Consider the following 13,072-nt stretch of genomic DNA (forward strand, 5'->3'; position numbering starts at 1 on the left):
CGCTCGATGAAACGCTCTTGACACGCCTTGCTGCGCAGGACCGGGCACGGCGGCCGCTCACATAGTCGGCTCGCCACCCTCGTCGTGTGTGAGGCGCCGCAGCAGTTCGCGACCTCGGGTGGTGAGGCGCAGCGTGGGGTCGCCGGCAGCCTCGTCCATTTCGACGAGACGATAGCGCTGCAGCGCCAGGAAATCGGAATCGAGCATCTGCATCGGCGCGTCCGCATCACGGATCAGCAGCAAGGTCGCTAGTTCGTGGTGACTGAGCATCAGGTCTCTCCAGTTGTTGGCCTGAATCGAAGCGTAAGCACCGATTCCAGCCACCTGCCCGAAAAGCAATCGACCGAAGGGCCGTGGGCTTGAGTCATCCCAGCATAGCGAGTCAATCGTACAGTTTCGCTACAGTCGTGTTTCGCTGTGTTACGCGCCGGTGTCTGAAGCAAGAAAGCGGCGCGCAGCTGCACGATATGCAGCCTGCGCGCCGCCCGCTCAACGCCTCTTGAGCCTTAGTTGATTTCGAGGCGCTTACTGGCGCCTGCGGCCCGCTTCGGTAGCGTCAGCGTCAGCACGCCATCCTTGTATTGCGCGCTCGCCTTTGCATCGTCGATTTCCGCGGCGAGCGTGAACGCGCGGCTCACGCTGCCCGCATAACGCTCGCGACGCACCACGCGCTCACCTTCCTTCAGCTCGCTGCCGCGCTCGACTTTCGCGGCAATCGACACGAGATTGCCATCGATTTTCACGTCGATATCTTTCCGGTCGACGCCGGGCATTTCGGCCTTCACCGTGAAACCGGCCTCGTCTTCCGTCACGTCGATGCGGATACTCGCCACCTGCCCTTCCACGCCGCTCGTGGCACGCAACGGCCGGAACAGCCCGTGAAACAGATCGGGCACACCTTCCATCGAAAACGGATCGTAACGCGAGATAGTGCTCATTGATGCCTCCATGGGCTGAACGATTTTCGTGTCGACGCAACGACGACGTTGCATCGGATTCCTAAATTCACTGTCAGATGGCGCAGATGCACGACTTCTCTGCGGCCAACGACGGAGAATCGCCGGCAACGAAGCGCGCCGCTCGCGCGGCGCGGTCGCTGCCGCTTACCGTTCCAACATGAAGGCACCTCGCGTGTTTGCAAGCCCCTTTTTTTCGCCGCACGCGAAATATTTGCATCGCAGCGCGGCGCGTCATTGCATATGCATGCCGCCGTTGATCGCGATATCGGCGCCGGTGATGAACGCCGCGTCGTCCGAACAGAGGAACGCCACCAGTGCCGCAACCTCGTTCGGCTGGCCGAGACGGCCTACCGGAATCTGCGGGAGGATGCGCGCGTCCAGCACGTCTTGCGGCACGGCTTCCACCATTTGCGTGGCGAGATAGCCCGGCGACACGGTGTTCACCGTCACGCCCTTCTTCGCCACTTCCAGTGCGAGCGCCTTCGTGAAGCCATGCACGCCTGCCTTCGCCGCCGAATAGTTGGTCTGGCCGAAAGCGCCGCGCGAGCCGTTGACCGAGCCGATATTGATGATGCGCCCGAAGCCGCGCGCGATCATGCCGGGCAGGAACGGCTTCGTCACGTTGAAGAGCGCGTCGAGATCGGTGCGCATTACCGAATCCCAATCGGCTTTCGACATCTTCACGAAGCTGCGGTCGCACGTAATGCCCGCGTTGTTGATGAGCACGTCCACCTGGCCGAGATCGTCGAGTGCCTGCTGCGCCGCGCGCTCGCAGGCATCGCAGTCGGCGACGTTCATCTGGTGGCAGCCGAAGTCGCGGCCCGCCGCGCGTTCGGCGGCAAGCCAGGCATCGGCGCGCGTGTTCGCCGCCGAGCACGAGACGGCGACGGTCATGCCCGCGTCGTGCAGGCGCCGGCTGATCGCCTCGCCGAGTCCGCCCATGCCGCCCGTGACGAAAGCAACGCGCTTAGTGGCCATGCTGGCCTCCTCCCGCGCTCGCGCCCTGCGCACGGCCTGCGCCCGCCGCCTTGCCCGGATGCGCGGCGCCATTGGGGGCGCTGCTCATCGCGCGCTCGAAGGCGTTCATCCACTCGCGCATCGGCAACGCGCCCGGCACCTTGGAAGCGCTGGCTTGCGCGCCCGCGCAGGCCTCCTGCCACTGCTGCGTGAAGTCGCGTGCACTGTCGGACCACGTGCTCGCGCCCTGCATCGCCGCCGCGACGCCCTCTTGCCAGAGCGTGGTGCTGGCGCCGAGATAGTTGCGCCATACCGATTGCGTGGCTACCGCGAAATCGGTCCAGTCGCGCGCGGTGCGCAACGATTCGAGCAGGCCTTCGACCGCCTCGCGGTCGCGCGCGATGCGGCGCTGCTCCAGCTTCAACATCTGCTCGCGCCACTGCTGCTGCCCGGCGAGCAAGCGCAGCGCGGCCGACGTGTTGGTACGGTAAGTGTCGAACGAGGCGCCCATCGCGTTGCCGAGCGAGGCGGCGTCGAATGAGGGATGGGAAGCGGTTGCCATGGTCAATCTCCTCCTTATGTAGCTTTCGCCCGGCGCGGCCGGATGCGTTTGCTGCCAAAGGGACCGCGGTGGACCGCGACGGGACGCGGGCTGCGGCGAGCGAAATAAAAGCGCTTCACGCGCGACGATGGGGAACGGGATGCTTCGGAGTGCCGTGTGTTCGCAAGACAGCCGGCTCAAGCCAACATCATAGGCAGTAAGACGGGCGCCCGCGCGCCGAATGGGCGATTTGTCGCTTGATCGATGTCACATTTCGAGATAGCTGATGCGCAGCGAGTCAAAACCAGGCTTGTCATTGCGGGTATTTCGCGACGGACTGTAAGGGCGGGAACGCTGCCCGGCCGATCGCGCCCTCGACGCGAACCGGCCGGTGGACCCGGGTGCCCCGGTCAGGCGGCCGGCGCCTCTTCGGCGCGCACCAGCATCACCGGCCGGTCCGCCATGCGCAGGAACGATTCGGCCACGCTGCCGAGCAAGATGCGCTTCATGCCTGACAAGCCGCGCGTGCCCATCACGACGAGGTCCGCGCCGTCCTCGGCGGCGATGCGCGAGATCACGGCGGCGATCTCCTCGCCGCTCGAATCGGCTGCGCGCGTGGTGCCCGGCACCTGAGCCTGGGCGAACACCTGTTTTGCTTCTTCGAGCGCCGCCGTTGCCGCGTCGTTTTCCGCCGAATGGCGCGCCTGTTCTTCGGCGAAGCCCGAACTCACGTCCACGAGCCGCGCCGGATGCCGCACGACACACAGCGCCTGAACGGCGCCGCCCGTCGCTTTCGCGATCTTCACGGCCTCATCGAGCGCGCGCCGGCCGCTGCGGCTGCCATCGACCGCTACCAGAATCTGCTTGTACATCGTGGACCTCCCGGGCCTTGCCCATGTTGCGCACCGGCTCCCGGCGCGCGCTATCTAGATAAAGTTCGTTGTAGCGCATTTGGGTACGGATGCGCGCCCCGGCCAGTGCGACCCGTTGTCTCTGCTGCGTCGGCAGCGTGATCCACCCGACCGGCTCAGCGCATCGTCAACACCGCCGCGCCCGTGAGCCGTCCCTCGCGCAAATCGGCCAGCGCCTCGTTCGCGCGCGTGAGCGGGTACGGCGTGGTCTCGATTTCGAGCTTGCGCCGCGCGGCGATCGCCATGAAGGTCGTGCCGTCCTCGCGCGTGAGATTCGCCACCGAGACGATGCGCCGCTCTTCCCACAGCCATGCGTAAGGAAACGAGGGAATGTCGCTCATATGGATGCCGCCGCACACGACCGTGCCGCCCTTCGTCAGCGCCCGTAGCGCGGCGGGCACGAGCGCGCCGACCGGCGCGAACAGCAGTGCCGCGTCGAGTTCCTCGGGCGCGCGCTCGTCGCTGCCGCCCGCCCACGTCGCACCGAGGCGCCGCGCGAACTGCTGCGCCGCCGCATCGCCCGGACGCGTGAACGCGTATACCGTGCGCCCCTGGTGGCGGGCGACCTGCGCGACGATATGCGCCGCCGCGCCGAAGCCGTAGATGCCGATGCGCCGTGCATCGCCCGCCATCGCGAGCGAGCGATAGCCGATGAGTCCCGCGCAGAGGAGCGGCGCGGCCTCGACGTCGCTGTACTGGCGCGGCAGATGGAAGCAGAAGCGGGCGTCGGCGACGGTGCGCGTGGCATAGCCGCCGTCGATCGTGTAGCCCGTGAAGCCGGGCGCGTCGCAGAGATTCTCGCGCCCGTCGGCGCAGAAACGGCAATGGCCACAGGTGTGCCCGAGCCACGGCACGCCCACGCGGTCGCCGGGCGCGAAACCCGTCACGCCGGCCCCGAGCGCCGCCACCGTGCCGACGATCTCGTGGCCGGGAATGAGCGGCTTTTTCGGCTGAGCGAGATCGCCGTCCACGACGTGCAGGTCGGTGCGGCACACGCCGCACGCGCGCACGTCGATCAGCAGTTCGCCCGCGCTCGGCACCGGATCGGGTAGATCGGCTTCGCGCAGCCGCGGATTCTCGCCGTCGAACAGCATTGCCCGCATCGCTTTCCTCCTCGCCGGAACGCGGCGGACCCGCCGCATCGATCACCATAAAAGCATGTTATGCAATCGGACCGCGGGCTGTCGTGCATTGCGCGCTGCGGCGCAGCTACCGCGATGCGACACGCCGCCACAGGACATCCACGCGTGGCGTGCCGCGCGATCGTGGCACCATAAGACGAATCCCACAGGACACGAGGGCCGCCGCCCGGCCTCGCGCGCGGAGTCCGTCCGCCGTGAGGGCCGCACGCTCGCGCCACGCGCACCGCCGCGTCGCGCACGCAGTCCGCCTCGGTCCGCCTTCCGCCGCCGCGCAACCGGAGCTCCGCATGAACGCCACCGACACCCCTGCCTACCCGCCGCTCTCCGACGACCTGCTGCGCCGCATGGACGCCTGGTGGCGCGCGGCCAACTATCTCTCGGTTGGCCAGATTTATCTGCTCGCCAATCCGCTGTTGCGCGAGCCGCTGCAGCTCGCGCACGTGAAGCCGCGCCTGCTCGGCCACTGGGGCACCACGCCGGGCCTGAACTTTCTGTACACGCACCTGAACCGTATCATCAACGCGCGCGATCTCGACGTGCTGTTTCTCGCGGGGCCGGGCCACGGCGGCCCCGCTGTCGTCGCGAACACCTGGCTCGAAGGCACCTACAGCGAAACCTGGCCGAACGTGCCGCTCGACGTCGAAGGCATGGCCGCGCTCTTCAAGCAGTTCAGTTTTCCGGGCGGCATCCCGAGCCACGTCGCACCGCAAACGCCGGGGTCGATCCACGAAGGCGGCGAACTCGGCTACGCGCTCTCGCACGCCTACGGCGCGGTGTTCGACAACCCGGATCTGATCGTCGCCTGCGTGGTGGGCGACGGCGAAGCCGAGACGGGCCCGCTCGCCACTGCCTGGCACTCGAACAAGTTCCTCAATCCCGCCACCGACGGCGCGGTGCTACCCATCCTCCATCTGAACGGCTACAAGATCGCGGGGCCGACCGTGCTCGCGCGTATCGGCGACGACGAACTCGCCTCGCTGATGAAGGGCTACGGCCACGAGCCGATTTTCGTGGAGGCCGAGGAGCCGGACGTCGCGCATCGCCTGATGGCCGCCGCGCTCGACACCGCGTTCGACGACATCGCGCGCATCCAGAAGACTGCGCGCGAACTCGCGGACGAACACGGCAACCTGCCGCCCGGCTATGTGCGCCCGCGCTGGCCGATGATCGTCATGCGCACGCCCAAGGGCTGGACGGGCCCGAAAACCGTGGATGGCCAGAAGACCGAAGGCTCGTGGCGCTCGCACCAGGTGCCGCTCGCCAACATCTCGAAGCCGGGGCACCTCGCGCTGCTCGAAGGCTGGATGCGCAGCTACAAGCCCGAGGAACTGTTCGACGCGCAAGGCCGCCTCGTGCCCGACATCGCCGCGCTCGCGCCGCAAGGCGAAAAGCGCATGAGCGCGAACCCGCGTTCGAACGGCGGCGGCCGCGTGCGCGAGTTGCGCGTGCCGCCCTTCGAGCACCACGCCGTGGCGGTGCCCGCACCCGGTCAGGTGGACGCCGAAGCCACGCGCGTGATGGGCGCGTTCCTGCGCGAAGTGATGCGCGTGAACGACGCCACCCGCAACTTCCGCATCTTCGGCCCCGACGAAACCGCGTCGAACCGCTGGAGCGATGTATTCGATGTGACGTCGCGCACGTGGCTCGCGGAAGTCACGCCCGACGACGTCCAGCTCGCCACCAACGGCCGCGTGATGGAAATCCTCTCCGAGCACACCTGTCAGGGCTGGCTGGAAGGCTATCTGCTCACGGGCCGCCACGGTTTCATGTCGTGCTACGAGGCGTTCATCCACATCATCGATTCGATGTTCAACCAGCACGCGAAGTGGCTGCAGGTGATCCGCGAGATTCCGTGGCGGCGCCCACTGCCCTCGCTCAACTATCTGCTCACCTCGCACGTGTGGCGCCAGGACCATAACGGCTTCAGCCATCAGGACCCGGGCTTCATCGACTATGCGGTGAACAAGAAGTCGGACACGGTGCGCGTGTATCTGCCGCCCGACGCCAACACGCTGCTCGCCGTGACGGACCATGTGCTGCGCACCTGGAACCGCATCAACATCATCGTGGCGGGCAAGCAGCCGCAGGCGCAATGGCTCGACATGGACGCCGCCATTCGCCACTGCGCGGACGGTATCGGCATCTGGCAATGGGCGAGCAACGACGACGACGGCGAGCCCGACGTGGTGATGGCCTGCGCTGGCGACGTCCCGACCATGGAGACGCTGGCCGCCGTGGATCTGCTGCGCACCTGCCTGCCCGACCTGAAGATCCGCGTGGTGAACGTGGTGGACCTGATGACGCTCCAACCCGCCGACCGTCACCCGCACGGTCTGCCCGACGCCGATTTCAACGCGCTCTTCACGACCGACAAGCCGGTGATCTTCGCGCACCACAGCTATCCGACGCTGATCCACAAGCTCACCTACCGGCGCGCCAATCACGCGAACATTCACGTGCACGGCTTCATCGAGGAAGGCACGACGACCACGCCGTTCGACATGACGGTGCTCAACCGGCTCGACCGCTTTCACCTGTGCGAAGCCGTGATCGACCGTGTGGACGGACTCGCGCAGCGCGCGGCGCACCTGCGTCAGACGCTGCACGACAAGCTGGCCGCGCACCGCCGCTACGTGGACGAGTACGGCGACGACATGCCCGAAATCCGTAACTGGCGCTGGCCGGCGGCGCGCGGCGCGCAGGGTTCGGGCGACACGGCGTAGTTGCGCCTTGCGCCGCTCAGGTCGCAGCCGGCTTCGTACGCCCAAACACGCGCGCGAACGCGGTGACGAACGCGTCGAGCCGGTTCGATTCGAGACAATCGATGCCCGCCGCGCCCACCCGGCCGTTTCCGCCGGGGAACGCGCGGCAGAGTTCATCCGCGCCGCGCGGTTCCGTGAGCGGCGCGCGCACGCTCACCGCGTAGTTGCCGTCCGCGTTCACGCTCAGCACCGCGTGCGCGCGCGAGGGTTCCTCGTTGGCGAGCACGTTGGCGAACACGCCGCGCACGCGGCGCGCCCACGGCTCGTCGGGCAACACGCAAACGCTGCCGTACTGGAGCGCGACGAGCGGTGCGATCGCCTGGGCCAGTTCGAGATCGCCGTGACGGCAACGGGCGAGCTGTCCGACGATGGGCTCCGAGGCGATGAAATCGAACGGGTCGGCATAGGGCTTCATCGCCGCGTACAGATCGAGCGGCGCGATCATGAGATCTTCGACGCAGTCGCCGTAAGCGTTGTAGTTGATCGACTCGCCAAGCTCGCGCAGCTGCCCGGCCTGCGCGGCATCGAGCCCGGCCTGCTGGGCAAGCGCCTGCGCAGTGTCGGGCAGGTTGTCGCCCCAGGCCGCCGCGATCGCCCACGGCCGGTAGCGGCCGGCGAGATGGCGGTCGACGAGCACGCTCGTGCAGACCTGCGCCGTCGTGTCGATGTGCGCGACGAGATTCCTGTTCACAGGCAGGTCGCCCGCGTGGTGATGGTCGAAATATTCGACCGCGACGTCCTTCGCGAGCAGCGCGGTGAGCGCCTTGCGATTCACGTCGAACGAAATGTCGAGAACCGTGAGCGAATCGCCCGGCTGGGCGGGCACGCGCTCGACGAGCGCGATGTCGCGCTTCGCGCCGGTGATGAGCGTCGCCTCGCGCGGCCTTGCGAGCCGCAGTTGATGCAGCGCGCAGATACCGTCTGCGTCGCCATTGAATACGTCGAAATGCGCCATGTCTCCGGAATTCCGTTGGGTTGAACTTGACAGTATCGCGCAGCCTCCCCGGATTGCACAAAAGGTACGAGACGCCGATGCCCACGCAGATCGCTTCGATCAAGCCTTGACATGCCGCGCGACGGTCTTCCCGCGCTGGCTCGCGGTATGCTGGTTCCGACGCGTATCGCCCCGTATCCCTCCATTCCCACGATAGCCACGCCGATGTCCGACACGCCGATCTCACACCATGTCCTCAACCGTCAGCGCACGGCGCGCCGCCACAGTCGCCTCGTGGACGCCGCGCTCTCGCGTGCCTCCACGTATGCGCACCCGGCCGGGCGCATCGTGCGCATCGAAACGCATATTTCCGTGGTGTATCTCGCCGGGCGGTATGCGTACAAGATCATGAAGCCCGTCGATTTCGGCTTCGTCAATTTTGTGCGGCTCGATGCCCGACTCCGCTGCTGCGAAGCAGAGATTCGTCTGAATGCGCCCTTCGCGGGACCGATTTATCGCGACACGGGCGAGCTATTTTTTGATGGCCGTCGTTGCAGGCTCAGGCCCAGGCGCGGCGTGCGCGGCAACGCCAGAGTCATCGACTATGCGGTGCGTATGCGCCGCTTCGACCAGCGTCTGCTGTATTCGAACCTGCTCGCGCACGGCGAACTGGGCACGGCCGATATCGATGCGGCCGCAACCAGCCTCGCCGCGAGCCATCGGCATGCGCGCCGGGCCGGACGCGGACCGATGGCGCCCGCGGCGCGCCTCGGCTCGGCAGCCCTGCTGCGCGACCAGGTGCTCGCGGCACTCGCGCCCCTCGAAGCGGATCCGCGCACGGCACACGCGGTGGCAAGCGCCGCGTTGCGCGCGACTTGCGAAAGCGAACTCGCACGCCTCGCGCCGCACCTCGACGCCCGCCGCGCGGACGGATTCGTGCGCGCCTGCCACGGCGACCTGCATCTCGACAACATCGTGCGCTACGGGCGACACGCGCTGATGTTCGATTGCATCGAGTTCAGCGACGAACTGCGCTGGATCGACGTGACCTGCGATCTTGCGTTCCTGCTGATGGATCTGCGCGCGCACGGCCACGCCGCCTATGCCCACCGTCTGCTCAATCGCTACCTCGAAGCGACGGGCGATTTCGCCGGGCTCGCGGCGTTGCGGCTCAATATCGTCTATCGCGCGCTGGTGCGGGCTTTGGTCGCGATGCTCAAGGCGGGATCGCGCGCGCGGTCCGACGCGCAAGCGGGCGCAGGCGCCGCCACGCGCTACCTGGCGCTCGCGGCCGGCGAAGCGCGCGCCGTGCGCAAGCCCGCGCCCTGGCTTCTGCTCTGCCACGGCTTTTCGGGATCGGGAAAGTCGGTGGCAAGCCGCGCGTTCGCCGAATTGAGCGGGGCGATCCGCGTGTCGAGCGATCTCGAACGCAAGCGGCTCGAGCCCTTCGCGCCGCCCTCGCTCGAGGCGCTGCCGGCAAGCGCCTACACGCAAACCGCAGTCGACGCGCATTACGAACGCCTCGTCGCCCACGTGCGCGACGTGCTGAACGCGGGCTACACGGCGCTAGTCGACGCGACGTTTCTCAAGGCAACGCATCGCGCGCGTTTCGCAGCGCTCGCGCGTGAGCTGAACCGGCCAATGCTGATCCTGAACTTTCACGCGCCGCAAGCGCGGCTCGCCGAACGTGTGAACGTTCGCGCCCGCGGGCCACGCGACGCTTCCGACGCCGGGGCCGACGTGCTCGCCGCACAATTGGCGCAAGCGGATCCACTCGATGCGCGCGAACGGCAGCGCACCGTTGATCTCAATACCGACGTGGAAATCGGGGCGTTCTCGCGCGAGCCGTGGTGGGCGCCGCTGTTCGCACGCATGGGTGCGGAGGATGGGGAGATCTGAAGCTGCGGCGGACTGATGATCCGCCGCAGAAGGCGGCGCCGTGCCCGCTTATCGCTCCACGAAAGGCCGCGCGAGCGGCCAGCGCAGCGAGGACGCCACCGGAAAGCGCGGCTTGCGGCCGGCCGGCGCGCGCCAAGGCTGCATGCGTGCCGCCATGGCCGCGCACAGGGCGAGGCCTTCCTCGCCGTGCAGTCGCTCCATGGCGTGATGCACGAGACCGGCGTCGAACCACAGCTTGAAGCGGCGATGGCAGGTGCGGAAATCGGGATACTGCTCGGGCAATTTCGACCAGACCGAGCCGGTGGCCAGTACCCAAAGGATGCCCGCGAAAACGTGACGAGGATTGTGCGCCGGGCGCCCGCGGCGGCGACCGTCAACGCGGATTTCGTGAAACATGGGCGCGATGCTGCGCCACTGCGCATCGGTAAGTTCCGGAGATATGCGGGAAGACATCTGATGGTCCCTGTAAAGTTATCTGACACAACAGGACTAAAGTAGCCTCACAACGCACAAGAAAATATCGGACTATGCCTAAAAATCGAGATGAACTCGCCGGTTCGGAATCGGCACGCTAACCAGCGGCCGTGGCCGGTGCTGCGCTACACTGCGCCATCCCGGCTTCGATGACGGATTTCCCATGGCGCCCTCATCCACTTCAAAAGCCCGGCACGGCCGGATACGCGTCGGCGTGGGCGGCTGGATCTATGCGCCGTGGCGTGGCGCGTTCTATCCCGACGGCCTTGCGCAGCGCCGCGAGCTCGAATATGCGAGCCGTCATCTCTCGACGCTGGAAATCAACAGTACGTACTACGGCGCGCAGCGCCCGGAAAGCTTCACGCGCTGGCACGACGAAACACCCGACGACTTCGTGTTCTCGCTGAAGGCCCCGCGCTTCGCAATGAATCGCCGCGTGCTGGCCGAAGCCGGGGTCACGATCGAGCGCTTCCTGAGCGGCGGCGTGTTGAACCTGCGCGACAAGCTCGGGCCGATCAACTGGCAGATCACGCCAGGCAAGCGCTTCGATCCCGAGGACTACGCACGATTTCTCGAACTGCTGCCGGACGAAGCCGAAGGCCGCCCGCTGCGCCATGCGCTCGAAGTGCGCGACGAGAGCTTCTGCACGCCGGAATTCGTCGCGCTCGCGCGCAAGCACAAGGCGGCGATCGTCATCAGCGGCGATTCCAGCTACCCGCTGATCGGCGACACGAGCGCCCCGTTCGTCTATGCCCGCATCATGGGAACCGTGCAGGGCCACCCGCAGGGCTACGCTCCCGCCGACCTCGACCTCTGGGCGAAGCGCGCGCTCGCGTGGTCGCACGGTGATACCCCCGACGACCTCGCCACCTACGCAAAGCCGCTCGCCGCCAAGGCCGGCCGGGACGTGTATCTCTACGTCATCAGCGGCTTCAAGGAGCGCAACCCGGCGGCAGCCATGGCGCTGATCGAGCGCGTCGGCGCGAGCTAGCCGCGCACGGCGCATCTCATCCGACACGTAAAAGACCGTAACGCCGCCGTCATGACTTCGTCAGCTGCGAGTTGATATGTATCAACATGCAATCTTGCAACGCAGCGGGATACTGAATCGATGCGTTGCGGGCACTGTCGCTCCCGCCGCCCAACCGCACCACGGAGTGTCCTGCCTTTGCAAACCGCAATCGAATTCACCATCCGCGCCGGTATCCTGCTCCTCATCATCGCGCTCTGCCATGCCGCTGCACAGCGCTTTCGCCTCTCCGATTCGTTCGGCCTGACCAGCGCCGGCGTCCTGCTCGGCGCCGGCTACCTCGCCCTGGGCCACGTCGCGCCCGGCTTCACCGCTGCGAGCGTCGTCCCGTTGCTCACGCCATCGCTTCCGCCCGAGGCCTATCTCTGGATCTTCCTGCCGCCCATCCTCTTCGAAGCGGCGTTGCAGGTCGATACGCGCGGACTGCTTGCCGATCTCGCGCCCATCCTGTTGCTCGCGATCGGCGCCGTGGTGGCCGCCGCGACAGCCGTTGGCCTCGCCACGTGGATCAGCAGCGGCGAGAGCCTGATCGTGTGCCTGCTGCTCGGCGCCATCGTCAGCACGACGGATCCGTCCACCGTGATCGCGCTGTTTCGCAACAGCGGCGCGCCCGACCGCCTGATCCGGCTGGTCGAGGGCGAAAGCCTGCTCAACGATGCCGCCGCCATCAGCATCTCCACGCTCCTCACTGGCGCGCTGATCCTCACGCCGTCCGCTGCGCACACGCACGGCTATCCGCTCGCAGGCTTCCTCGTTTCGCTCGTCGGCGGCTGTGCGTTCGGGGCGCTCGCGGGAGCGCTTTTCGTCGCGACGTCGAGCGCGCTGCGTAGCCTGCCTTTTTCCGAGTACGCGCTCTCGCTCGCGCTGCCCACGCTGCTCTATCCGGCCGCGGAACACGGGCTTCACGTTTCCGGCGTGGCCGCCGTGGTGTGCGCGGGCCTCGCGGCCAGCCAGCTCATGCGAACACGCCAGCCCGCCGCGAGCCAGGGGCTGTTTCGCCAGCTTTGGGCGTACCAGGCTGGCATCGCCTCCGCCGCTGTCTTTCTGCTCGCGTCTGCGCGCGTGCCCGGTCTGGTGCACAAGCTGCATCTGCGCGACGCCCTCCCGCTCGGGCTCGCGCTGCTGGCCGCCACCCTGAGCCGCTTCGGCATCCTGACGATCTTCGTGCCGCTGCTGAGCCGCTTTGGCATCTGCAAGCCGTTGCCGCGCGCGCATCAATGGTTGATCGCGTGGGGCGGCGTGCGCGGGCCGGTCACGCTCACGCTCGCGATCTGCGTCGCGCGCAACGACGCGCTATCGCCCGACACCCGCGCGTTCGCGGCCGCCATGGCCGCTGCCTTCGTGCTGCTGAATCTGCTCTGCAACGGCCTCACGTTGGGGCGGGTGGCGCGCTGGCTCGGCATCGCGCCACACACTTCCGGCTGACGCGCGGCGCTTCGCCCCGACCGCGCACGCAGGCAGGC

At 67.3% G+C, this 13,072-nt stretch carries 12 protein-coding genes; 4 read left to right on the forward strand and 8 right to left on the reverse strand.

All coding sequences use genetic code 11. The annotated features are described in order from the left end of the window. Nucleotides 1–57 precede the first annotated feature (57 nt). From AB4Y40_RS06815 to AB4Y40_RS06840, 6 genes are all read right to left on the reverse strand, one after another. A complete protein-coding gene (locus AB4Y40_RS06815; RefSeq protein ID WP_368686984.1) occupies nt 58–270 on the reverse strand; it encodes a hypothetical protein in 213 nt (70 codons plus the stop codon). A gap of 236 nt (nt 271–506) precedes the next feature. Next, on the reverse strand, nt 507–938 hold the full coding sequence (locus AB4Y40_RS06820; RefSeq protein ID WP_368686985.1) for an Hsp20/alpha crystallin family protein: 432 nt from the start codon (nt 936–938) through the stop codon (nt 507–509). A 252-nt stretch (nt 939–1,190) separates the two neighbouring features. Beyond that, entirely contained in the window at nt 1,191–1,937 is a 747-nt protein-coding gene (gene phbB, locus AB4Y40_RS06825; RefSeq protein ID WP_368686986.1) for an acetoacetyl-CoA reductase, read from the reverse strand. Next, nucleotides 1,927–2,478 carry a hypothetical protein gene (locus tag AB4Y40_RS06830; protein WP_368686987.1) on the reverse strand — a complete coding sequence of 184 codons (552 nt, stop codon included), beginning with the start codon at nt 2,476–2,478 and terminating at the stop codon, nt 1,927–1,929. The genes phbB and AB4Y40_RS06830 overlap by 11 nt, the downstream gene beginning before the upstream one ends. Before the next feature lie 389 nt (nt 2,479–2,867). Beyond that, on the reverse strand, nt 2,868–3,329 hold the full coding sequence (locus AB4Y40_RS06835; protein WP_368686988.1) for a universal stress protein: 462 nt from the start codon (nt 3,327–3,329) through the stop codon (nt 2,868–2,870). Between the two features lie 155 nt (nt 3,330–3,484). After that, nucleotides 3,485–4,471 (reverse strand): zinc-dependent alcohol dehydrogenase family protein, encoded by a 987-nt coding sequence (locus AB4Y40_RS06840; RefSeq protein ID WP_368686989.1) that lies wholly within the window; start codon nt 4,469–4,471, stop codon nt 3,485–3,487. A gap of 326 nt (nt 4,472–4,797) precedes the next feature. Between AB4Y40_RS06840 and AB4Y40_RS06845 the strand changes: the two genes are divergently transcribed. Then, nucleotides 4,798–7,233 (forward strand): phosphoketolase, encoded by a 2,436-nt coding sequence (locus AB4Y40_RS06845; RefSeq protein WP_368686990.1) that lies wholly within the window; start codon nt 4,798–4,800, stop codon nt 7,231–7,233. Between the two features lie 16 nt (nt 7,234–7,249). On the opposite strand, the gene AB4Y40_RS06850 is transcribed toward AB4Y40_RS06845, so the two are convergent. Beyond that, nucleotides 7,250–8,227: an acetyltransferase gene (locus AB4Y40_RS06850; RefSeq protein WP_368686991.1), complete on the reverse strand. Its 978-nt coding sequence runs from the start codon at nt 8,225–8,227 to the stop codon at nt 7,250–7,252. Nucleotides 8,228–8,431: 204 nt separating this feature from the next. Here AB4Y40_RS06850 and AB4Y40_RS06855 point away from each other — a divergent pair, with 204 nt between their 5' ends. Then, nucleotides 8,432–10,105: an AAA family ATPase gene (locus AB4Y40_RS06855; RefSeq protein WP_368687117.1), complete on the forward strand. Its 1,674-nt coding sequence runs from the start codon at nt 8,432–8,434 to the stop codon at nt 10,103–10,105. A 48-nt stretch (nt 10,106–10,153) separates the two neighbouring features. Here AB4Y40_RS06855 and AB4Y40_RS06860 read toward each other — a convergent pair whose 3' ends face one another. Beyond that, complete coding sequence (locus AB4Y40_RS06860; protein WP_342920871.1) at nt 10,154–10,558, reverse strand: transposase; 405 nt, start codon at nt 10,556–10,558, stop codon at nt 10,154–10,156. A 184-nt stretch (nt 10,559–10,742) separates the two neighbouring features. On the opposite strand from AB4Y40_RS06860, the gene AB4Y40_RS06865 reads away from it, so the two are divergent. Both AB4Y40_RS06865 and AB4Y40_RS06870 read left to right on the forward strand, forming a co-directional pair. Beyond that, nucleotides 10,743–11,570 carry a DUF72 domain-containing protein gene (locus tag AB4Y40_RS06865; protein WP_368686992.1) on the forward strand — a complete coding sequence of 276 codons (828 nt, stop codon included), beginning with the start codon at nt 10,743–10,745 and terminating at the stop codon, nt 11,568–11,570. Nucleotides 11,571–11,747: 177 nt separating this feature from the next. Next, nucleotides 11,748–13,034: a cation:proton antiporter gene (locus AB4Y40_RS06870; RefSeq protein ID WP_368686993.1), complete on the forward strand. Its 1,287-nt coding sequence runs from the start codon at nt 11,748–11,750 to the stop codon at nt 13,032–13,034. Nucleotides 13,035–13,072: the final 38 nt, after the last annotated feature.

Origin of the sequence: Paraburkholderia sp. EG287B, assembly GCF_040965595.1 — a bacterium.
Taxonomy (GTDB): domain Bacteria; phylum Pseudomonadota; class Gammaproteobacteria; order Burkholderiales; family Burkholderiaceae; genus Paraburkholderia.